The organism is Nitrospirota bacterium (assembly GCA_016214845.1).
Classification (GTDB): Bacteria; Nitrospirota; Thermodesulfovibrionia; order UBA6902; family UBA6902; genus SURF-23.
Genome location: JACRMS010000026.1, coordinates 105,507 through 126,705, shown reverse-complemented (window position 1 = coordinate 126,705; position 21,199 = coordinate 105,507). Strand labels below are relative to the sequence as shown.

21 protein-coding genes are annotated in these 21,199 nt (G+C 46.9%); 14 read left to right on the top strand and 7 right to left on the bottom strand.

Annotated features, from left to right (window positions below; genetic code table 11):
- Nucleotides 1-105: 105 nt before the first annotated feature.
- Complete coding sequence (locus HZB61_08320; GenBank protein MBI5056603.1) at nt 106-1,215, top strand: branched-chain amino acid ABC transporter substrate-binding protein; 1,110 nt, start codon at nt 106-108, stop codon at nt 1,213-1,215.
- 174 nt (nt 1,216-1,389) lie between these two features.
- The gene (locus tag HZB61_08315; GenBank protein MBI5056602.1) at nt 1,390-2,103 is read left to right on the top strand and encodes a protein-L-isoaspartate(D-aspartate) O-methyltransferase; all 714 of its coding nucleotides are present in this window, start codon (nt 1,390-1,392) and stop codon (nt 2,101-2,103) included.
- A 14-nt stretch (nt 2,104-2,117) separates the two neighbouring features.
- On the opposite strand, the gene HZB61_08310 is transcribed toward HZB61_08315, so the two are convergent.
- The 4 genes from HZB61_08310 to HZB61_08295 form a co-directional block, all read right to left on the bottom strand.
- Nucleotides 2,118-3,851 (bottom strand): glycogen/starch synthase, encoded by a 1,734-nt coding sequence (locus HZB61_08310; GenBank protein ID MBI5056601.1) that lies wholly within the window; start codon nt 3,849-3,851, stop codon nt 2,118-2,120.
- A 14-nt stretch (nt 3,852-3,865) separates the two neighbouring features.
- Nucleotides 3,866-4,606, bottom strand: a complete 741-nt coding sequence (locus HZB61_08305) for a hypothetical protein (protein ID MBI5056600.1) — start codon at nt 4,604-4,606, stop codon at nt 3,866-3,868.
- Between the two features lie 306 nt (nt 4,607-4,912).
- Entirely contained in the window at nt 4,913-5,884 is a 972-nt protein-coding gene (locus HZB61_08300) for a response regulator (protein MBI5056599.1), read from the bottom strand.
- Between the two features lie 185 nt (nt 5,885-6,069).
- On the bottom strand, nt 6,070-8,484 hold the full coding sequence (locus HZB61_08295) for a hypothetical protein (GenBank protein ID MBI5056598.1): 2,415 nt from the start codon (nt 8,482-8,484) through the stop codon (nt 6,070-6,072).
- A 179-nt stretch (nt 8,485-8,663) separates the two neighbouring features.
- On the opposite strand from HZB61_08295, the gene HZB61_08290 reads away from it, so the two are divergent.
- The 5 genes from HZB61_08290 (at nt 8,664) to HZB61_08270 (ending at nt 11,398) form a co-directional block, all read left to right on the top strand.
- Nucleotides 8,664-9,029, top strand: coding sequence for a hypothetical protein (locus tag HZB61_08290; GenBank protein MBI5056597.1), 366 nt, complete (start codon nt 8,664-8,666; stop codon nt 9,027-9,029).
- Between the two features lie 70 nt (nt 9,030-9,099).
- Nucleotides 9,100-9,543: a cytochrome c gene (locus HZB61_08285; GenBank protein ID MBI5056596.1), complete on the top strand. Its 444-nt coding sequence runs from the start codon at nt 9,100-9,102 to the stop codon at nt 9,541-9,543.
- Nucleotides 9,544-9,551: 8 nt separating this feature from the next.
- A complete protein-coding gene (locus tag HZB61_08280; GenBank protein MBI5056595.1) occupies nt 9,552-10,238 on the top strand; it encodes a class I SAM-dependent methyltransferase in 687 nt (228 codons plus the stop codon).
- Between the two features lies 1 nt (nt 10,239).
- Entirely contained in the window at nt 10,240-10,518 is a 279-nt protein-coding gene (locus HZB61_08275; GenBank protein MBI5056594.1) for a hypothetical protein, read from the top strand.
- A 304-nt stretch (nt 10,519-10,822) separates the two neighbouring features.
- The gene (locus HZB61_08270; GenBank protein ID MBI5056593.1) at nt 10,823-11,398 is read left to right on the top strand and encodes a tetratricopeptide repeat protein; all 576 of its coding nucleotides are present in this window, start codon (nt 10,823-10,825) and stop codon (nt 11,396-11,398) included.
- Nucleotides 11,399-11,450: 52 nt separating this feature from the next.
- Here HZB61_08270 and HZB61_08265 read toward each other — a convergent pair whose 3' ends face one another.
- A complete protein-coding gene (locus tag HZB61_08265) occupies nt 11,451-11,660 on the bottom strand; it encodes a zinc ribbon domain-containing protein (protein MBI5056592.1) in 210 nt (69 codons plus the stop codon).
- 143 nt (nt 11,661-11,803) lie between these two features.
- Here HZB61_08265 and HZB61_08260 point away from each other — a divergent pair, with 143 nt between their 5' ends.
- Entirely contained in the window at nt 11,804-12,124 is a 321-nt protein-coding gene (locus HZB61_08260) for a PilZ domain-containing protein (GenBank protein MBI5056591.1), read from the top strand.
- Here the strand turns inward: HZB61_08260 and HZB61_08255 are convergent.
- The gene (locus tag HZB61_08255; protein MBI5056590.1) at nt 12,121-13,944 is read right to left on the bottom strand and encodes an ATP-dependent metallopeptidase FtsH/Yme1/Tma family protein; all 1,824 of its coding nucleotides are present in this window, start codon (nt 13,942-13,944) and stop codon (nt 12,121-12,123) included. The two genes, HZB61_08260 and HZB61_08255, sit on opposite strands and share 4 nt — an antisense overlap.
- A gap of 277 nt (nt 13,945-14,221) precedes the next feature.
- On the opposite strand from HZB61_08255, the gene HZB61_08250 reads away from it, so the two are divergent.
- The 4 genes from HZB61_08250 (at nt 14,222) to HZB61_08235 (ending at nt 19,694) form a co-directional block, all read left to right on the top strand.
- Complete coding sequence (locus tag HZB61_08250; protein MBI5056589.1) at nt 14,222-14,611, top strand: DUF948 domain-containing protein; 390 nt, start codon at nt 14,222-14,224, stop codon at nt 14,609-14,611.
- Between the two features lie 4 nt (nt 14,612-14,615).
- Nucleotides 14,616-14,927: a YtxH domain-containing protein gene (locus HZB61_08245; protein MBI5056588.1), complete on the top strand. Its 312-nt coding sequence runs from the start codon at nt 14,616-14,618 to the stop codon at nt 14,925-14,927.
- Nucleotides 14,928-14,998: 71 nt separating this feature from the next.
- Nucleotides 14,999-15,304, top strand: a complete 306-nt coding sequence (locus HZB61_08240; GenBank protein MBI5056587.1) for an MTH1187 family thiamine-binding protein — start codon at nt 14,999-15,001, stop codon at nt 15,302-15,304.
- A gap of 10 nt (nt 15,305-15,314) precedes the next feature.
- Complete coding sequence (locus tag HZB61_08235) at nt 15,315-19,694, top strand: CoA protein activase (GenBank protein ID MBI5056586.1); 4,380 nt, start codon at nt 15,315-15,317, stop codon at nt 19,692-19,694.
- Here HZB61_08235 and HZB61_08230 read toward each other — a convergent pair.
- A complete protein-coding gene (locus HZB61_08230) occupies nt 19,669-20,319 on the bottom strand; it encodes a phosphoribosylglycinamide formyltransferase (GenBank protein MBI5056585.1) in 651 nt (216 codons plus the stop codon). The genes HZB61_08235 and HZB61_08230 overlap by 26 nt on opposite strands.
- A 128-nt stretch (nt 20,320-20,447) precedes the next feature.
- Here HZB61_08230 and HZB61_08225 point away from each other — a divergent pair, with 128 nt between their 5' ends.
- Entirely contained in the window at nt 20,448-20,687 is a 240-nt protein-coding gene (locus tag HZB61_08225) for a type II toxin-antitoxin system VapB family antitoxin (GenBank protein MBI5056584.1), read from the top strand.
- Complete coding sequence (locus HZB61_08220; GenBank protein ID MBI5056583.1) at nt 20,671-21,066, top strand: PIN domain-containing protein; 396 nt, start codon at nt 20,671-20,673, stop codon at nt 21,064-21,066. Before HZB61_08225 ends, HZB61_08220 begins: the two co-directional genes overlap by 17 nt.
- Nucleotides 21,067-21,199: the final 133 nt, after the last annotated feature.

The window sequence follows — 21,199 nt, the reverse complement described above, 5'->3', positions numbered from 1 at the left end:
AAAAAATAACTCATGACGGCTTTAATAAGGTATTGCTCAACATGTTGTTTCGCCATGCCTGTACGAAGTAGACTGTTTTAAATTTAAAAAAACACGGAGGGAAAAATGGTAAGAAGATTATTACTGCTTTCACTTGTAATCCTGGTCATGCTTGGTTGTGTCAAGAAAGGTGAAGATGTGATCAAGATAGGCATTGCCGGTCCGATGACAGGCGACCAGGCAAAGATGGGAATGGATTTCAAGAACGGAGTGACCCTTGCAGTGGAGGAGTGGAACGCCAAAGGCGGTGTCCTCGGCAAAAAGATCGAGCTTATAATCGGGGATGACCAGAGGGACCCCAAGCAGGCGGTTTCGGTTGCCAATAAACTTGTAACGCAAGGCGCGGCCGGAGTGATCGGGCATTTCAACTCAAGCTGCTCTATTCCCGCCTCTGATGTATACAACCGCGCGGGCGTCCCGATGATATCCCCGGGCTCTACAAATCCCCAGCTTACGGAAAAAGGCTATCACGGTGTATTCAGGGTGTGCGGCAGGGACGACCAGCAGGGAAAGGTCGCTGCCGATTTTGCGGTCTCCCAGCTTAAAGTAAAAAAAGTTGCCGTCATTCATGATAAGACCACCTATGGGCAGGGGCTTGCCGATGAATTCAAAAAGTTCCTTGGCGATAAAGCGGAAGTCGTTTATTACGGCGGCATTGTCCAGGGAGACAAGGACTTCAAGACCGTTCTGATCTCCATCAAAGAGAAGAAACCTGAGCTGATATTTTTCGGGGGAATTTATCCGGAGGGTGGGCTTTTAGTGAAGCAGTCCCGCGAGCTCGGCATGACAGTCCCTTTTATGGGCGGCGACGGCATCATTGACCCCAAGTTTATCGAGATCGCGGGAGCAGAGTCCGCAGAAGGGACTTATATAACATTCAGCCCTGATCCCGTCAACATCCCAAGCGCAAAGGGATTCATTGAGCAGTACAATAAAAAATTCGGTGAGATCGGGCCCTATTCGATCTACGCTTATGACGCAGGAAACATTATGCTGAAGGCCATAGACGCCGCTAAGACAACTGAGGGCAGAGCCATTATGGATATACTCCATTCCATGGAATTTAACGGCGCGCTTGGCAATATAAAGTTTGATTCCAAAGGCGATGTCACGGTTGCGCCTTACGTTGTGTGGATCACAAAAGGCGGTAAGTTTACAGAACACTGGAAGCCGTAGAATTTTGCTTTAATAATGTCTGTCTTTTTTTCTTTTCGTCATGCCCGAAGTTAGTAATCGGGCATCCAGGACTTATTAAAAAGACTGGATGCCCGCCCCCCCTTTTCCAAAGGGGGATTTTTATTTTCCCTCTTTCTTATTGACGATGTGAGGATTATGGAAGATAATTGTTGTATGGACAGGTTGAGGATCATTCCCATTGTTGTTTTGCCGCTCTTTTTTCTCGTCTCTAACTCCGCTGCTGACGAATATTCAATTTCAAGACGGGAAATGGTAGAGGCCCAGCTTGCGGGAAGGGGCATAAAGGACAAGAGGGTCCTCGACGCGATGTCGAAGATACCGAGACATCACTTTGTTGCCTCCCCTTTTAGAAACAGCGCGTACGATGACCACCCTCTCCCGATCGGTGAGGGACAGACTATCTCTCAGCCGTATGTTGTGGCGCTCATGACTGAGGCGTTGAAGCTTAAATCTTCAGACCGGGTACTTGAGATCGGCACAGGCTCCGGGTATCAGGCGGCGGTCCTCGCGGAGATGGTAAAGGAAGTTTATACCATTGAGATCATAGAACTGCTGCAAAAAAAGGCCTCGAAACTACTCACTGACCTCGGCTATAAGCACATCAGGACAAAACATGCGGACGGTTATTTCGGCTGGGAAGAGTACGCGCCTTTTGACGCCATTATCATTACAGCATCCGCCAACCATATACCTCCGCTGCTTATTGAGCAGTTGAAAGATGGCGGCAGGCTGATCATCCCTCTCGGCAGCACTCTTTATTACCAGACGCTTACGCTTGTATCAAAGATCAAAGGCGAGCTCGAAGTAGAGCAGATGGGCGGAGTTGCATTTGTGCCTATGACAGGCGAAGCGGGGAAAAGGAAATAAGCAGTGGTGGACCCTCAAACGCCACGGGTCTTTTCATAGACCTGGAAATATTTTCGGGCATTTGTCTCCCAATTGAAGTTGTTTACTTTCCTGAGGCCGTTAAGGACCAATTTGTAATACTGGTCCGGGCTGTTCCGATATACGTTAACAGCCTTCTTCAGGACCTCATATAAACTATCGGCCATGCGGAGCGCCCACGGGTTTGCCTTTCTCGCCTGCACAATGTCCGCTGTTTCAACAAAGTCCCTGATATTATCAAGGGTGTAAAAGACGGCGTCTTCTTTATAGAGGTATCCGCATTTCAGATCGATCTGGTCTACCAGTCCGCCGGTGGACCTGCCGATGTTCACCGTCCCGTTTGCCATGTATTCCACTGCCGCGCCGAACGGTTCATATATTGAGGGCATCAATCCGAATGTTGCTCCAGCCTGCAGCTCGCTGAACCCTTTTTCCATCCTCCCGGCGAACACGGTCAGGTTCCCTTTGCATTTACACGCTGCCTCGTAAAAGCAATCAAGGTCCGCGCGGCGGGTGGCCATAGGGGTAAGGACAACCTTTATCTCATCTTCCGCGAATCTTTCTATCGCGCGCAATAAGATGTCAAAACCCTTTTGAAGGGGATCGAGCCTTCCGCTCATTACAATGATCGGGACATTGTCAGGCAGCCTGGAAATGGTCTTGCCTTTATACGTCAACTCGCCGAAACGTTCTTTTGGTTTGTAAGAGGCCAGAACTTTTAACAGGGCCTTCCTGTTTTTCAATTTGATCTTTCGGATATCATCTATGGAAAGATTCCCTTCGGATGAAAGCTCAGGAGACAATTCAATGAACATGCCGTTATTTACTCCGTAGACCCCGCTCTTTAAAAATATATTCTGCAGATGCGGGGCGAAGTATTCAGTCTGCAGGATGTCGGTCGTAAATTCTTCCGCGTAATGTTCGCTTACGGTGGTTACCGGGGCATCAGCCAGCTGAAGGCCAATCTGGTATGCGGTTGCGCCGAGGCCGGGGAACAATGAGATATTTTGCTTTGCCTTTCCGTTTACGATCCCGGCAAGCGATTCCCAGGGAATGAATGAATCGTAGGAATTATGCATTGTCTGCACTGTCGCGCAGGATTCCAGTGTGCCGTTCAGCATAGCTGCTTTAGCAGAAAGTGAGAGCAGGGCGGTTTGCCACTCCTGTAAATGAAATACAATGTTTTCACGTATGCCAAGCTCTTGCAGCGCCAGAGGGACGGCCTTGCAAAAGAACAGTGAACTCTCCCTCATCAGGTTATCGTTGAGCAGTTTGTCGGATTCACTGTAGAGATAGGGGTCTTTTATATTTTTGGAAGTTTCAAATAACCCTTCCGCTTTCAGATAATATTCTTTTAAGCTGCCGCGTTGGGGTTTAGTGTAATTCCATGTATATTCGTATAGCTCAGCCTGGACGACCTTATTATTAAATGGAACTCTGAAACTCTTTCCCGTTGACTGCAACTGTGTACTGTCCATAATTGAAGGATAGAACGGCGTCATTAAGATAACATTGGGGACATGGTTTATTTCTTTTAAATAAGGCAGGATATTTGTGGTGACAGCGGCAAGCCCGCCGCTTTTTGCGAACCTGTTTTCAAAGGAACAGAAGACGACATTCTGTATCCTGAGCTTCTTCAGCTTGCCGGAGATCCTGTTGATCTCCCCGAAGCTGAAGAAACTGCTCATTAACGCCCAGTCTCTTGTCCACGCCTTCAGGTCCAATGTCATTTTTCCTCCTGGTATTATCTCACGACCGGAGACGCGCTCCGGTCAAAAGGGTTGGTCCTCACCGCAAGTGAGAAGAGATAAGGATAATTTGCCTTCAAATATTTCATGTAGTCAAGCCATTGATGGACGAGTAAGCCGTACACCCTTTTTATGTCGCCTGAGATGTGCTGCAGGTCGGTGTCCGGCATCTGCTGAATGTCCGTCCTGACCGACAGTTCTTCCGTGAGATGAAAGATCGCCAGTTGAAGCTCCGTGAAGGATTCATGCTCCAGCAGGGCGGGGTTTTCAAGCAGGCGCAGCAGGAAGCTTCTTTTCTCAGAGAGGTAATTTTTCAAATTAGCCACGTCCACTTTATTAATATCAACGTTGTAAGTGTAGCCTTTAAGCTTGTTACTGACCCTTATGAAGTCCTGATCAGACCACTGGTCCGTGACGATAAGGTTTTTTCTGATGTCGTCCAGTTCAGGGTCAGAGGCCGAGAAGTAAGTAAGCGCCTTAGTCCCCATCTCGCTGAAAAAGGTCTCTATCACTACGTTCAGTTTTTCCAGCTTGGCGCGCCTTTCCCTTGCGCCCAGGAGCCTGTGCAGTATCATTGTGACTATCAGGACGTTTATGGGGAGAAAGGCGATGTCCATGAGTGAATAAAACAGGGTGTTACGAACATCCCTGAAAATCGCGTAGTGGATGAGATACAGCGCCGCGGACAGCGCGATCAAAGATAACCCTAAAATTATTTGCCATCTGATATGGTTCATAAGTCAACAGTCGTTTTCGTAACGACATTTAATTATCTTGCATCTGAAATGAAAGTCTGCTCCAGAATTTCTATAATCGACAAACGGATTATTACATTTTTGCTTCAGAGCAAATAGTATTTATGCCTCTAACCCTATGCTCTCTGCTCTTTGCCCGCTGCTTTTTAAAGGTGTCGTATAGAAATTCTTCCGCAGCCTTTCATTTCAGCAGCCATTCTACATGGTTATAAAGTATACACAAAAAAGGAAGAGATTAAAATTCGATAAAGCGGAGATACTGACAGGCGGCAGTGAAGGGGAGGAGCGCTAAGCGGCAGGAGAGATATCTTCTTTTTTAATCTTCAGGTAATTATAAAGGAAGACGTCAACGATTTCCGGGTCCAGGATATTGCTTTTCATTGACTGCATTATATTGATTGCTTTCTCTTCAGAATATCTATCTCTGTACGGCCTGTCGCTTGTTAATGCATCGAATATATCGGCCACAGTCACAATCCTTGCATCAAGAGGTATATCGGTTTTCTTTAAACCCGCCGGATAACCGCTGCCGTCGTATCTTTCATGATGATGCAAAATGATTTTTACAACAGACTCTGACAGCCGGGCCTGCCTTACAACATCAGCGCCCCATCCCGGGTGGTGTTTTATTATCTCAAACTCTTCATGTTCAAGAGGACATTTTTTATTAAGTATGCTTTCAGGTATTCCTATCTTACCGCAGTCGTGCAGCCAGCTTCCGTATAACAGGTCTTTTTTTCTGTTATCAGACAGGCTTAACGCGTCAGCTATTATTAAAGCGTATTCAGCGACCCTCTCACAGTGTCCCCTTGTATAAGCGTCTTTTAACTCTATTGTTTGCGCAAGGGAAAGCAGTATTGATTCATCATCTCTTTTGAGTGACTTAATGATCTGGTAACGCTTGACCGACTCCTGCACGGTCTGGAGCAGCGCGTCATCATCCCACGGCTTCATAATAAAGCGAAACACCTCGCCTTTATTTATTGCGTCAACAGCGATAGAAAGATCTCCATGTGCCGTCATTAATATTTTTAAGGTGTCAGGAGAGACCTCTTTGACTTTTGCAAGAAGCTCGGTGCCTCTCATACCTGGCATCTGGTTGTCCGTGATAATTACGGCTATCTCTAATTTACTGAAGAAATCAAGGGCCTCATTTGCGTTTGCGGCCCTCAAAATGGTTATGCCGTTGTGGGCAAAAAGCCTGTCTATCGAATTTAAAATATATTCATCGTCGTCTACAAACAGAACGGTATCAGACATTCCTAATTTTTTCCCATGCCCTTTTTATAGTTGAATATTTTCTATCTTATCGGACAACTTAATAATTTCTTTAATAAATTGCATCTGCATTAGTCGTCATTGCCCGACTTGATCGGGCAATCCAGAAAGAGGGACCGGATCCGGAGAATGACAGCATTGAGTTTGACGTTTACACTCAGCCGCTCTTAGGGAGGGATTTTTAAAGTTCGCATCCTTTTCAATGCCGTAAAAGCAAGGAGATATGCGAGTGCGCCGATCAGCAGTACGGTCTGAAACCCTGTTATCAGAGCAAGCATGATCGTCAGTATCGGGGCAAGGACAGACATACAGGCATTTATTGCCCATGCCCAAGGGACCAATGCTTCACTTTTTTCACCAAGGGATCTTATTCCCATGGGAAAGGGTATCCCCATGAAAAATCCAAGAGGAAAGATCGCGGCAGACATTATCGCGACTTTGAAAAAATAATTAAAAGACAGCAGCATGTCCGCCAATGACGGGTATACCACACTGTGGGTCAAAATGAAGAACGAGACCACGAGCAGAGAATACGGGGTGCTGAGTCTAATGAACCTTGAGCTGATAATGCTGCCAAGCCCCGAACTTGCCAGGATGGATGCAAGCACGATAACAACCGAGTACGACGGATTCTCAAACAGAAGAATGGACTTCTGTATCAGCGAGACCTCAACAAACATAAATCCAAGCCCGAGCATAGCGAAATAGACCAGGGTTGAAAGCAGGTTTGATAGTTCATGACGGTCATGGTGATTTGCTGATAATTTGTTAAAGATGAGCGGAAGTATAATTAAGACTGCACTTATTATGGCAACAATTATTAAAAGGACCGGCAGGAGATATCCTTCCTGCAGGAAGTACAGCCATTTCTGCCCCATTGTCTGATAAATGACCTTTAGATTTTTAATCTTGAGGAAGTAATGAAAGAACGGGTTGTTATCGTAAACAGGCCTGATGTCGAAGAGATAATTATCTAAAAAAGATGCTCGTGTTTCAGGGTCCAGGATATTTATGAAGCCGTTAAAATATTCATCCGAAGGCAATTTGACATATAGATTGGACTCGCCCTCTTTTATTCCAGGATAGTACACAAGGTCAAAGCGTCTGTCACGCGAGAATTTTCTCAGACGTTCGATTTCCTGTTCAGTGAGGGTAGAGTTTTTGAAAATTATTGTCATGCTGTCCCAGCTTCTCAGTGCGGCAATGTTTTGCCGGGCGTCTATTCCGCCCATTTGTTCAAATGCAGTAACGATGGTTGCGAGGACCCTGAGCTCAGTCCTCGGGGGCGGTACAAGATAAAGGCTGATGCTCAGCATCCCGTCTTTTTTTAAGGCGCGTAAATACTGTTTAAATGCTTCAACCGTATAGCTGTAGTCTTCGGAGATCCCGAATATGCCTGCCACGGAAATATCACTCATGGATGCTTCGATCAGATCATAGCGAGTATTCCCTTTTGAGTGAAGAAAGCTGCGGGCATACCCTGTCGTTGTATTGTTTTCAAAGATCTTTCCCGAGAACTCATTGAAATTGTCTTTGACAATCTTGATGACCAGGGGGTTGCTCTCAACTTTTTGAATGTTTTTTGAATCATAGCGCATTGCCATAAGCGCATGAAGCCCGCCCTTTGGATCGATTATCAACACGCTGTCTTTCCTGCTGATCTCATAAGCCGCGGAAGACGGAAGGAATTCAAGAAATTCAAGCGTGGAACTGTCCTGAGCTGATGTTATGACGTCTACCCTGTCACCATCTATTGCCAGGCCGATCTGCTGCGGCAGGGGTGCAGGATACAGCAGGCTCAGACCGGGCGCGAACCTCACGGCTGGACTCTTAAACGTATCCACCCGGGAATACGAACTGTAGAAAGTATTCAAGCGCTGCGCCCCGGGATGTTGCAGATATTGAGAAAGACTTTTGTAAGGAGATATCTTCACCTTCATAAAGGCAGGATGAATTGCGAGGACCGGCAGGCTGATCAATAAGAATAGAAATGAGAGTGATCTCGTATGCCTTTTGCCGCTTATTATCGCCCCGGTAAAACAAAGTATCGAAGCTGAGACAATAGCGTATTCAGGGGCCGTTACACTTAACATGACAAGGACAATAAGAGAGCCTGTTCCGGCGCCAAGCAGGTCGGAGCAGTAGATGGACCTTGCCTTATCGCTGCGCAAAGTGAATACGGCGGCCGTCAGTGCGCCGGCAAAAAAGAACGGGACGCTCAATACAAGGCAATACAACGACAGGTAAAGTATCTGCACCCTGTCCCATGAAAACCTTGCGGGATCAAAAGGTATGTTGTTTGATCCCGCGTAGCAGACAAGCAGGGCGACACCTTCACACAGGGAACAAATGCCGATAATAGATTCTGAAAGAAATCTGCTTTTAGAAATTACAGAAAGCATAGTCCCGGCAGAGCCAATACCGAGCATGGCTATGCTTATCACCATAAAAGCAAAGTGATACCACAGGCTTATTGAAAAGATCCTCGTAAGGGAGACCTCGAACATGAGGGTCGAGCAGGAGACCAGGAAAATAGTTAAATAAACCCTGTTAGAAATATTTACTCTGACAGGGTTTGCCATATATTCTATTCCTGCAAATGATTTCAGGTTTTGTTCTGAACGGGTGACCGCCTCTTGTTGTTAATAATTATATCATCATATTACACATCATAAATTACCAAAAAGGCCGGTGTTGCAACTTATTTCCTTCTTTGTTAGAATTCCCTAAATGATAAAAAAGAGAGGAGGTGAGTGAGGGAATGAAAGCAATCAGGATAATGTTGTTATCATTGCTGGTTGTCGGTTTAATCTGTTCTTTCGCATTTGCAGAAAGCGCGGCGGACAAAGGGAAGGCCCTTTTCAATGACGCGAAATTCGCTGGAGGCACATCCGGAAAATCCTGCGGTTCATGCCATATGAACGGCAAGGGCCTGGAAAAAGCTGCTGACAAGAAAGAATTCAATTTAGCCGGCAAAAAGCAGGCAAGTCTTGAAGAAGCAGTGAACGTCTGCATCGTGAATCAGAACAAGGGCACGGCAATCGATGCTAACTCCGATGATATGAAGAGTATCGTTGCCTATATTAAATCCCTGAAGCCGAAGAAAAAAGCAACAGGCGGTTATTAAGATGAATTTTTCTAAAGGGAGGGTTTGTACAACTCTCCCTTTTTTTGTTTGTTACGGAGCCTGAATATCTATGTGTTTTATTAAAACTATTTTCTCTGTAATATTTATCCTGCTGCCTGCGGCAGGCATGTCCCTCTCTGTTTCTGGATCAGACACCGTTATATCTCATGACAGGCCGGGCCGGTACGGAGAAAGATTCGCTCTGCAAAGGACGGAAAAACCGATTGAAACCATTAAACGTGGAATTAAATCAGCCCCTGAGAGCACCGAAAGAGGCAAAAACCTTTTTGACGCAAAATGCAGGTTTTGTCATAATGCTTACAGCACTGATACTATTGTAGGGCCGGGGTTAATGGGAATACTTAAAAACCCGAAGCTCCCTGTAAGCAAACTTCCGGCAACTCCGGAAAATATTAAAAAGCAATTAAGGAAGCCTTTCAGCACGATGCCATCGTTTGATTATCTTTCCGGAAAAGAAGTGGAAGACATAATCGCATATCTAAATACACTTTAGGAGGAACTATGTTTAACATTTTAAGAAAGACAGTAACCGGAACGATGTTCGTCCTGTTTTTCCTGACGTATTCATTTACAGTTTACGGGCAGCAGCAACAGCATACACCCGCGTCACAGCAGAGGTTTGACGACATTCAATACTGGGTCAAGGTGTTCGAGGACCCGGAACGGGAAAAATGGCAGAAACCCGATGAAGTGGTAAAGGCCCTTAACCTGAAACAGGGCGATGTAGTCGCCGATCTCGGCGCAGGCACAGGATATTTTACCAGGCGATTGGCGGTTGCAGTCGGCCCGGCCGGAAAGGCCCTTGGTCTTGAGGTGGAACCCTCGATGGTCAATTATATGGAGCAGGACGCCAAAAAGCTGGGCCTCAAAAATTATATGGCCAGGCTTATCAAAACTGATGACCCTGAGCTCGGACCGGATTCCGTGGATGTTGTTTTCATATGCGATACATACCATCACATTGAGAACAGGTCCGCATATTTACAGAAGCTTTCTAAGAGCCTGAAAGCAGGCGGGAGGATAGTGGTTGTGGATTTCCACAAGAAACCGATTCCCGTAGGCCCGCAGGACCCGGAGCACAAGTTGTCAGAGGAAACGGTCCATAAAGAGTTCCACGACGCGGGTTACCGTGTGATACGCTCACAATGTATATTGCCGTATCAGTATTTTATTGAATTCGGTTTATAAGATGGACAACGAAGATCACGACGAAATACTTGGCATAACCCGGTGCGCGCGATGCGGACACAGGCTTGAGGGAGAAATTGAGTGTCCCTTCTGCTCGCTTTTCCCTGATGCGCCTAAGAAGGAGAGGTCCCCTAAATGGATTTACATCACAGCGTGCTTTCTTACCTCTCCGCTCAGCCTTTATTTCATAATCAGAACAGAGCGTTTGAGTAAGTTTGAAAAGGCGTTAGCCTTCTCAGGATGCCTTTTATGGATAGGCGCGTACCGGCTCTGGTTTTGAAAAACCGCTGCTATTTGCCCTTAAAACCCGGACAGCCTTCAAAACCCTTACAGGCCTTCTGTTTTCTTAGCTTGCAGTCCCTGTTAAAACAGACAGGAGCGGGTTGTTTCTCCTGAGGGCCTTTCTGGTTGGCGGGTTTCCTGGGAACTGGTTTTGTTGTCACATAATAATTATAACTGATTTTGACAAACCACTATTTCTGACCGGCAGGGAGTTGCAAATTTTTTTAAATCTGATATAAGTGAAGTATGACAGTAAATTCAACGAACTGTCTTTGACTACTCTGAGGTAAATAAAATATATATTGAACAGAAGGACCAACATAAACGCGAGGATTTTATTCGATAAAGCGCAGCAGCTTTTTATGGAAGGCAAAAAAAGTAAAAGCATCAGTGCCTTTACAGAAGCGATCGAGGCCGGCATGAAAACGGAGATCTCATTTCTCAGCAGGGGGGTTGCTCACCTTCAGACAGGACAGGTTGAAAAGGCCATTGAAGATTTCACCGGGGTCGTGAACATGAACGACAATAATATGCGCGCGCACTTTTACCGGGGGATAGCCTACATGTCAAAAGAAGATTTCAAGAAGGCCGTTTCAGATTTTGACAAAACCATCGAGTTGAAGCCTGATCACGGGGCCGCTTATTTTGCGAGGGGCTCGGCTTATGTGCGGATGGGCAATGAAAAAGAAGCCGTTAAAAACTTTAAGACCGCATTAAAGTTTTGCGGGGCCGTTTCCCCGGGATTTGCCGATACGATCGGAATTTTCAGGCCGCAATTTGATAAAACCATGACAATGATGACTGAAGAAAGAAACCATCCTATCATGGAATTGTCTGAAGATGAAATCGAGTGCGTCAAGCACTGGCTTGAAGACTAATCTGCTGAAATGTGTTTTGTCCGGCTGAACAGCCTGTTCAGCAATGGGACCCTCAGCCTCCGCCGCCCCCGAAACCATGAGAAGGCGTTGAAGGTGAAAACCCGCTTCCCGGTCCGGTTGAGCAGCTAAAGGACGACATGGCCTTTTTCACTTCCTTTGAAGAACAGTTCGGGCATTCCGTATGCTTTTCCTCAGGGTGTAAGCTCTGAAGCATGGCAAACCGGTTATTGCATTTCAGGCATATATATTCATAAATAGGCATTGTTACCTCCAGTTGATTTTATTTATTTTAGCCGCTGACATTTTGGTAAGTCAATGAAACGTAAAAAGCAATTCCATTTTTGTAATCGTTTTGCTATACTCACACATCAATTTATTTAACCACTAAAAAAGGGAAGGGGTCATATGGATAAAAGACGGTCAAAGAGGATAACGGTCAATTTAAAGGCCGAACGTATTTCTTGCACTAATAACTGTTCGGTATTTATCGAGAACCTTTCTGAAGACGGAATATACATGACTACAGCCCCTGCAAAGAAAAATGAATATGTGCCCGGCAAGGAAATCGATCTTGAGCTTGAACTCAACAATGGAAAGATAATAAACCTCAACTGCCATGTTAAGTGGGCCATTGATAATTCACCTGATGATTTGACAAGCAGCGTGGGACTGGAGATTATCGACCCGCCGTCAGAATTCAAAAATTTTGTAAGGACTCTGCACTAAGATCTGGATTCCCTGATTATCTTTTCTACGTCTTCTTTGTCCAGCACTTCTGTCTTTATAAGTTCTTCGGCTAATTTTTCAAGAACATCCTTGTTCGCGTTTAATACCTCTTCTGCCTTTGACTCAGCCTCGACTATTAATTTCCTTATCTCCTGGTCCATGAGCCATGCCAGGTCTTCGCTGTACCGTTTTGGAAGCGCCAGCTCCCTGCCTAAAAACGGATGTTCTTCTCCGCGCCCGAAGCTTATCGGCCCGACCTTGTCGCTCATGCCCCATTGAGCAACCATCTTTTCAGCGAGGGAAGACGCCTCTTTTAAATCGCTCTGCGCTCCCGTGCTCAGGTCGTTGAAGATGATCTTTTCCGCTACTCTGCCGGCAAGCGCTACGCTCAATTTGTTCATGAGATATGTCTTGGGATAATAATGCCTGTCTTCTTCAGGGAGCAGTTGAGTCACCCCCATTGCCATGCCTCTCGGAATAATGCTCACTTTGTGGATCGGGTCAGTCCCGGGAAGCTCATGGGCCACAAGGGCATGTCCTGCCTCGTGGTATGCCGTGATACGTTTTTCCAGGTCGCTTATGGATTCTTCTCTTACCGTGCCCATCAGGACTTTATCACGCGCCTCTTCAAAATCATCCGTATCGATCTTTTCTTTATTCTTCCTTATCGCGGTAAGCGCGGCTTCGTTAGCAAGATTTTCCAGGTCCGCTCCTGACATGCCGGGAGTGCCCCGTGCGATTTTTTCGAGGTCAACATCTTCCGACAGGGTCTTGTTTTTAACGTGCACTTCAAGAATGGCCTTCCTGTCTTTCAGCCCCGGCCTGTCAATTATTACGTGCCTGTCGAAACGTCCCGGTCTCAGAAGGGCGGGGTCGAGCACGTCAGGCCTGTTTGTTGCCGCAATGACGATTACCTCCTGATGCGGCTCAAACCCGTCCAGCTCGCTTAAAAGCTGGTTCAGGGTCTGCTCCCTCTCATCGTGTCCTCCGCCAAGTCCCGCGCCGCGCGTGCGCCCCACAGAGTCAATTTCATCTATGAAGATAATGCTCGGCGTGTTGGCCTTGGCCTTTTGAAACATGTCCCTGACGCGCGATGCGCCGACGCCGACAAACATCTCTATAAACTCCGACGCGCTGATGCTGTAAAAAGGGACACCCGCCTCACCGGCCACCGCGCGCGCCAACAGGGTTTTCCCCGTGCCCGGAGGCCCTACGAGAAGGACGCCTCTCGGCACCTTAGCGCCGAGCCTTTTGAACCTTGAGGGGTTCTTGAGGAACTCGATGGTCTCCTCAAGTTCTTTTTTCGCGTTCTCCATTCCCGCGACGTCCTTGAAGGTCACCTGCGATTTTTGCACGTCATGCAGTTTTGCCTTGCTCGCACCGAATGAAAAAAGGCCTCCGGGCCCTCCCTGAACGCGTTGAGCGCCGCGCATGATCAATATCCATACCCCGATAATAAGGACCCACGGAAGCAGGCCGGTTATGAATTGCCAGAATGGAGACATTTTCTCAGGAGGCACTACACTTATTGCCACGCCTTTTTCCTTGAGGCTTGAAATCAGGTCTTCTCCCTGAAAGGACGGGAGGAAGGTCTGAAATAATTTTACGGACCGCGGTTCCTTTTCTCCCGAAACTGCGAGAGAGGTCTCTGTTTTCAGTTCCCCGCTTACCTGTAAATTAGTTATAGTGACGGATACGATGTTGCCCGCATTGAGCTGATCAAAAAACTGGCTGTAATTGATGATGTATTCTTTTTCGCTCTTTACATTGCCGAACTGGCCCCACTGTCCCCATAAAAGAAAGGAAATGGAGGCAGCCATTAAAGCGAAGGCCAATATCCACTGCAGATTTTTTGGTTTGCCGTCGGAAGGAGTTATTTTATTTTCACCTCTTTTGAAATTTCCAATAATCCGTTTTAAAGAAAATTGATTAGCATTATTTTATCATTCTCCCGGCAATAGTCAAGAAATAAGTGCGGCAGCGGGTGAAAAATAGCGGAAAAAATCGCTTGCAACCTTTCCTTTATATTGGTAAAATGCTTTCTAACAATACAGGCCTTTGCATTATCAATAAATAAAGAACAAAGAGGAGCGCTATATGCAAACGCAATTTTTCTGGGGAATCATAGCTGGTGCATTGATCGTGCTGGTGGCGTTTTTAATTCCCGCCATCCTGCAGATTACGAGAACTGCAAAGGCTGCCGAGGAATTTTTAAGGACCACTCAGGCGTCATTAAATCCGCTGATTGCCAGGCTTAATGAGACCGTGGACAAAACAAACCAGATCGCCGCAAAGCTGGACCAGTCGATCAGCGACGTACAGCATTTGACAAAGGCAGTGGGTGAGACCGGGGCGATCATCGGGGACATAAACAACTTTATCCGCAATATACAAACAGCGCTTTCGGTCACGACATCGAGTTTTGGGACCGGAATAAAAACCGCCCTGAGCGTATTGGCGCAGGGAATAATTAAAAAAGGAGGTTAAGACAATGAATGACGACAGAGGGTTTTCAGCAGGGAGTGTTCTTCTTGCATTTGTTTTAGGCGGTGTTGTAGGGGCCGGGATCGCGCTATTGACCGCTCCGCAGTCGGGTAAAGAGACGAGAGAGAAGATAAAGGAGTTTGCCGACGATACCAGAAAAAAAGCCACGGAATATGCGGGGCAGGTCAAAGAAAAAGTCACGTCCGCGGTAGAGCACGGCAAGCATTATGTTGAAGATAAGAAATCACTTATCTCCACGGCTATAGACGCAGGCAAAGAGGCTTACGAGAAAGAGAAGGAAAAGCTTTCCAAGGGTTAAGTGTCAGTGAATAGTGTCAGTGTCAGGAAATAAAGACTGACACTGACAACTCTAAAAAAAGGGGGGGGAAGATGCTTGTAGAATTCAGTATAATCCCAATAGGCGCAGGCAGCAGCATAGGCGACCGGCTTGCCGGGGTATTGAAGATAGTTGATGAAAGCGGCCTGCCTTATAAAATAAACCCGATGGGCACCGTTATCGAAGGCAGCTGGAATGAGATCCTGAAGTTAATTAAAGAATGCCATCAAACGGTCTTAAAGTCTGAAGACCGCGTGTATACGACAATATCAATCGACGACAGAAAAGGTAAGCCTGACAGGATCAATGGAAAAGTAAAGTCCATTGAAAAAAGATTAGGCAAGGCCTTGAAAAAGTAGGTAAGCCCTGATGAAGAGATTCATAGGACTTGATGCAGGTTCAGTAAGCGTAAAATTTGCAATATTGGATATCGCAGGAAATATCCTTGAGACCAGATACGTCAGGCACAAGGGTAATCCGCTCGCGGCTGCTTATGAATTACTAAAAGGCATAACGCCCATGCCTTCAGAGCCGGACCTGTCACTCTCCGTTACCGGTTCAGCCGGTAAAATTATTGCCGGCGCGTTCGGCATCAAACCTGTAAATGAGGTCGTCGCCATCAGTTATTCAACCAGGAAATTTTTCCCAGACGTCAAAACCGTCATGGAAATGGGCGGCGAAGATTCAAAACTCATCCTCCTTGAAAAAGGGGCGATCAAAGAATTCTCCATGAACTCCGCGTGCGCCGCAGGCACGGGGTCATTTATCGACCAGCAGGCAGAGAGGCTGAACCTCGCTATTGAGGAATTCAGCGACATGTCTCTGAAATCCAAACACCCTCCAAGGATCGCCGGCAGGTGCAGCGTTTTCGCGAAATCCGACATGATACATCTCCAGCAGATAGCTACGCCTGTTGAGGAAATCGTCGCTGGGCTCTGTTTTGCGGTTGCGAGAAATTTCAAAGGGAGCATATGCAAAAACATGGAACTGCCTCAGCCCATCAGTTTCCAGGGCGGGGTCGCTGCCAACAAAGGGGTTGTCAGGGCGTTCAGAGAAGTTTTGTCAGCGGACAACCTGATAATCCCGGAACACTTCGCGATAATGACGGCGATAGGCGCAGCGCTGAAAGACATGGAGGAAGGAAAAGAAAATCCTTTTGATATAGCAAAGCTGAAATTATTAATTGAATCCCTGAAAGACGATACCGCCGGGCATAAACCGCTCAGGCAGAAGGCAGAAGACAGAGGGCAGAGGACAGAAGACAGAAGTGAGGAAGAAGATGAGAAGATGAGAAGATGGGAAGGTAAGAGCTTCTTAACTTCTCAACCTCTTGACTTCTGGGGTTCCCCGTTACTGCCTTTAAACGCATTCCTCGGCATTGACATCGGATCGATAAGCACCAATCTTGCTGTCCTTGATGAAGAGGGCAGGCTGCTTGCAAAGAGATATCTTATGACGGCTGGAAGGCCCATTGAGGCCGTTAAGCAGGGCCTTGAGGAGATAGGCGCTGAAGTCGGAGACAAGGTAAACATCTGCGGTGTCGGGACAACAGGCTCCGGCAGGTATATGATCGCCGATTTTGTAGGCGCGGATATTGTGAAGAATGAGATCACTGCGCAGGCGCAGGCAGCAATAGAAATTGACCCTGAGGTAGATACTATTTTTGAGATCGGCGGGCAGGACTCAAAATACATTTCCATTAGAGACGGCATCATTGTTGATTTTGAAATGAACAAGGCGTGCGCCGCCGGTACCGGCTCTTTCCTTGAGGAGCAGGCTGAGAAGCTCGGTATTTCAGTGAAGAACGAATTTGCCGAGATCGCTTTTAAGTCAGAGAAACCATGTTCCCTGGGTGAGAGATGCACTGTGTTCATGGAAAATTCTCTCCTTTCAAAACAGCAGAAGGGCGCCGCGAAAGAAGACCTGACCGCGGGGCTCGCTTACTCCATCGTCCAGAATTATATAAACCGCGTTGTCAGCGACAGGGCCGTCGGCAAAAAGATATTTTTCCAGGGTGGAGTCGCCTTCAATAAATCCGTTGTAGCGGCCTTTGAAAATTATGTCGGCAGGGAGATCATCGTGCCGCCCCATCATGACGTAACAGGCGCGATCGGCATGGCGATAATCGCGAAGAGGCACATGGAAAGTCAGAAGTCAGAAGTCAGAATACAGAAGTCACCCCCCTTAAATTCCCCCCATAGTAAGGGGGGATACAGGGGGGTTGATACCTCTTCACGGTTCAAGGGGTTCGACCTTTCAAAGAGCAGCTACGAAATTAAGTCCTTCATGTGCAAGGGCTGCGATAATTTGTGCGAGATCAACAGGGTCCAGGTGGAGGGAGAAAAAGAACCTCTCTACTACGGCAGCAGGTGCGAAAAATATGACGTCAAGAGAAAGCAGAAGGTTTCTTCGCAGAACATGCCTGACCTGTTTGCTGAAAGAGAAGAGCTGCTCACAAAGACGCACAATAAATATGAAGAAGTCAGAAGTCAAAGACCAAATAATATTCGGATAGGAATTCCGAGGATATTTTTCTTCCACGATCATTTGCCGTTATGGAGCACGCTGCTCTGGGAGCTCGGTTTTGAAGTTGAACTTTCAAACAGCACGAACAGGCAGATAATAAACAAGGGCGTCGAGAATATCCTTTCAGAAAGCTGTTTCCCGCACAAGGTCGCGCACGGCCATATAAAAGACCTGATTGACAAAAATGTCGACGCGATCTTCCTGCCGAGCTTTATAAACTTCAACCCCGACAGTGAATCCGTCCGGAGCTTTGCCTGTCCATACGCCCAGACCATGCCTTATCTTGCGGGGATAGCCTTTAGAAATGTAAAACTGCTAAAACCGATTATCAACCATGACAGGGGAAGGCAGTATCTCGTAGATGAATTGTTTAAGTATCTCAAAACCTTTCACATAACAAAGACCGCGATCAAGAAAGCTCTTGAAAAAGCGGAGCACGCGCAGAAGGAGTTTGCCTCCGCCATAAAAAAACGCAGCGGGGAGGTCCTGGCAAATATAACCGGAAGGACGATAGTTATTCTCGGCCGTCCCTATAATGCCTTTGATAACGGGATCAATCTTGAGATACCGAAGAAGCTTGCCGCGCTCGGTGTGTTTTCAATCCCCATGGACTATTTGCCGTTAGATTCTGTCGACATCTCAGGCAGGTGGGCCAACATGTACTGGAGGTCCGGTCAGAATATCCTGAGGGCCGCCGAGATAATAAAGGACAACCCTAAATTGTTCGCGCTCTACATCGGCAATTTCTCCTGCGGACCTGATTCGTTTATACATCATTTCTTTAATGAGACCATGGCGGGCAAGCCGTATCTGAATATAGAGATTGATGAACACAGCGCAGACGCCGGGGTTATCACAAGATGCGAGGCGTTTCTTGACAGCATCGAAGGGCAGAAGGCAGAAGAGAGAAGTCAGAAGTCAGAAGCCAGAATACAGAAGTCAGAAGTCAGAGAACAGACATCAGAAGAAAAGAAAGTGTTTCCGCGCTTCCGCGCTTCCGCGCTTCATAAGAGAATTGTTTATATACCTCGCATGTCGAACCATGCGTTTGGCATTGCGGCCGCTTTTGAGAAGTGCGGGCTTGATGCCGAGGTAATGAATCTCCCCGACACTGAGACCGTCAAGATCGGGAGACGTCATGTATCAGGGAAGGAATGTTACCCTTGCGCAATTACGACAGGCGATATGGTGAAGAAAACTATGTCAAAGGATTTCGAACCTGACAGGGCCGCCTTTTTCATGCCGTCAGGCGCGGGCCCGTGCCGTTTCGGGCAATATAATGTCTTCCACAGGCTGGTGCTTGATGAGGTCGGTTTCCCGGACGTCCCGATCTTTTCACCCAACCAGGATGAGTCCCTTTATACAGTGCTCGGCATGGTTGGAAAGGACTTTACAAAACAGGCATGGAGAGGGATCATCGCGGTTGAGCTCCTGATGAAATGTCTTCATGAGACAAGGCCCTATGAGATCAATAAAGGCGAGACAGACCGCCTCTACCAGGAGTATCTGAAAAAGATAAGCACGGCCCTGAAGAGCGATAACGGCGCGATGGACGCGCTTTTCAGAGACATGCGCAGGGATTTTTCAGAGTTAAAAAAGAGTGAAGAGAAAAGGCCGCTCATAGGGATCATTGGAGAGATATTTGTCAGGCACAATACGTTTGCAAATGAAAACCTTATCAGAAAGATCGAGGCCCTGGGCGGGGAGGTGTGGCTGGCCCCTGTGGAAGAATGGATTTATTATGTGAACCTTATGTCGCTGAGGAAATCACTCGTCAGGCTGCGCAATGATCTGTTCACCCAGCAGCTCGCAAAGGATTTACTTAGCACGGTAGCCACAAGGTTTGTTCAAAGCAGGATAGAACACAAATTCGCAAAGCCGTTTAAGGGATTTCTAAAGACGGTGAAAGAACCTTCCACCTCCGAGATACTGAAAAACGCCTCTCCGTATCTGCATGATTCCTTTGAAGGTGAGGCTGTCCTTAGCATGGGCAAGGCAGTGGATTTCGTTAAACACGGCGCCTCGGGGATCATCAGCGCAATGCCATTCGGCTGTATGCCCGGCACCATCGTCAGCGCCCTGCTGAAAGGACTCAAACAGGACGCGTCCTTGCCGTGTCTCAGCGTCGCTTTCGACGGCGCGGAGACAACGTGCTCAGAGATACAGCTTGAGGCGTTCATGCACCAGGCGGGGGAATCTATGGAGAAGAAAGCGGCGGGTTGATCAGCAGGGAATCTTCTCTGTCGCCTTTGATTATTACCTTTCGTCCTTCAACCGAGATCCTGCCTTCTGAATAAAGTTTTATCGCATACGGGAATATCCTGTGTTCCTGTTTCAATATTCTTTCCGAAAGAGTGTCTTCATTGTCATCATGATACGCCGGGACAGCGGCCTGAATGATTATCGCCCCGGTGTCCATTCCTTCATCTACAAAATGCACGGTGCAGCCGGAGATCTTCACCCCGTAATCAACAGCCTGTTTCTGTCCGTGTAGTCCGGGAAATGAGGGGAGCAGGGCAGGGTGGATGTTCATGATTTTATCCCGGTACCGCTCAATGAGCGCCTTGCCGACCACTCTCATGAAGCCCGCGAGGACAACCAATTCAACGTCCCTCTTTTTCAGTTCCTCAGCGATATGAGAGTAATAAGTGTTCTTGTCAGAAAAGTCTCGTGGCCTTAACACGAGCGGTTCGATGCCGTGTTTCTTAGCGCGCTCTATCGCGAACGAGTTAGGGTTGTCGGTTATAAGGACCGCGATCTTTGCCTTGATAAAACCGGAACCGATGCTGTCGATGATTGACTGGAAATTAGAGCCTCTGCCGGAGGCAAGTACGCCGATTGTAAGCATGGTCAATTATAAATTAAAGCAATAAATTCATCCACCACCCGATTCCAGTCACTCGTATCTGCTGTCCCCATTCTTGACGTATGGCTTTATTTTGCATACAATAATAGCATATTAAGGAGGTGCATGATATGCGTGCGACATTAAACATACCCGATAACCTCGTTTCCGAAGTGCAGAAGCTCTCCGGCGAAAAGTCTAAAACAAACGCCATCATTACTGCCATGAAGGCATTTGTAAGGCAGAAAAAAGTTAAAGAGCTTATTGCGCTTAGAGGTAAAGTGCAGATTGATTACGACTGGCAGAAGGAAGAGGAACTGGAGATGAAGGCGCAGAAAGAACGGGAGAAGCAGCATGGAAGAAAAAAGTAAAGGGATATTGGCTGACACAAGCGTATGGATAGAGTTCTTCAAGCTGGAATCGCCAACAGGCAAAAGACTTGAGTCGCTTATAATCAAGAACTCCGTATGGACCTGCGGCATTGTTCTTTTTGAACTTCTGCAGGGAGTAAGATCAGAGACTGAAAAAAAACAAATAGCTGAGGCATTGTCCGGTATGGAATATCTCGAAATGTCCAGGCCATTATGGAAAAAATCAGCAGACCTTTCCGCCTCTTTAAAAAGAAAAGGCGTGACCTTGCCGTTATCAGATATTTTTATCGCGTCCATTGCCATAGAACATAACCTCTCTGTGTTTACCCTCGACAAGCATTTTGAACAAATACCGGGTGTTAAAATTTATAAGGTATAGCAGACGACTTTTTTGAATGCATTGCCGAAGCCGCCTCTTAATGTGGAGCCTTTATACGAAGTAAGGATTATTGGTTCTTCAGGTATTAATTGGAATTCAAATTTCTTGAACGGAAACTCAATATTCAAAACCT

Bases quoted from the DNA above. Each gene is read 5' to 3' on its own strand.
- HZB61_08260 (MBI5056591.1), top strand. From the start codon at position 11,804: ATGGATAAAAGACGGTCAAAGAGGATAACGGTCAATTTAAAGGCCGAA.
- HZB61_08320 (MBI5056603.1), top strand. From the start codon at position 106: ATGGTAAGAAGATTATTACTGCTTTCACTTGTAATCCTGGTCATGCTT.
- HZB61_08315 (MBI5056602.1), top strand. From the start codon at position 1,390: ATGGACAGGTTGAGGATCATTCCCATTGTTGTTTTGCCGCTCTTTTTT.
- HZB61_08285 (MBI5056596.1), top strand. From the start codon at position 9,100: ATGTGTTTTATTAAAACTATTTTCTCTGTAATATTTATCCTGCTGCCT.
- HZB61_08295 (MBI5056598.1), bottom strand. From the start codon at position 8,484: ATGGCAAACCCTGTCAGAGTAAATATTTCTAACAGGGTTTATTTAACT.
- HZB61_08280 (MBI5056595.1), top strand. From the start codon at position 9,552: ATGTTTAACATTTTAAGAAAGACAGTAACCGGAACGATGTTCGTCCTG.
- HZB61_08235 (MBI5056586.1), top strand. From the start codon at position 15,315: ATGAAGAGATTCATAGGACTTGATGCAGGTTCAGTAAGCGTAAAATTT.
- HZB61_08275 (MBI5056594.1), top strand. From the start codon at position 10,240: ATGGACAACGAAGATCACGACGAAATACTTGGCATAACCCGGTGCGCG.
- HZB61_08305 (MBI5056600.1), bottom strand. From the start codon at position 4,606: ATGAACCATATCAGATGGCAAATAATTTTAGGGTTATCTTTGATCGCG.
- HZB61_08230 (MBI5056585.1), bottom strand. From the start codon at position 20,319: ATGCTTACAATCGGCGTACTTGCCTCCGGCAGAGGCTCTAATTTCCAG.
- HZB61_08265 (MBI5056592.1), bottom strand. From the start codon at position 11,660: ATGCCTATTTATGAATATATATGCCTGAAATGCAATAACCGGTTTGCC.
- HZB61_08245 (MBI5056588.1), top strand. From the start codon at position 14,616: ATGAATGACGACAGAGGGTTTTCAGCAGGGAGTGTTCTTCTTGCATTT.
- HZB61_08300 (MBI5056599.1), bottom strand. From the start codon at position 5,884: ATGTCTGATACCGTTCTGTTTGTAGACGACGATGAATATATTTTAAAT.
- HZB61_08250 (MBI5056589.1), top strand. From the start codon at position 14,222: ATGCAAACGCAATTTTTCTGGGGAATCATAGCTGGTGCATTGATCGTG.
- HZB61_08220 (MBI5056583.1), top strand. From the start codon at position 20,671: ATGGAAGAAAAAAGTAAAGGGATATTGGCTGACACAAGCGTATGGATA.
- HZB61_08310 (MBI5056601.1), bottom strand. From the start codon at position 3,851: ATGACATTGGACCTGAAGGCGTGGACAAGAGACTGGGCGTTAATGAGC.
- HZB61_08240 (MBI5056587.1), top strand. From the start codon at position 14,999: ATGCTTGTAGAATTCAGTATAATCCCAATAGGCGCAGGCAGCAGCATA.
- HZB61_08225 (MBI5056584.1), top strand. From the start codon at position 20,448: ATGCGTGCGACATTAAACATACCCGATAACCTCGTTTCCGAAGTGCAG.
- HZB61_08290 (MBI5056597.1), top strand. From the start codon at position 8,664: ATGAAAGCAATCAGGATAATGTTGTTATCATTGCTGGTTGTCGGTTTA.
- HZB61_08255 (MBI5056590.1), bottom strand. From the start codon at position 13,944: ATGGCTGCCTCCATTTCCTTTCTTTTATGGGGACAGTGGGGCCAGTTC.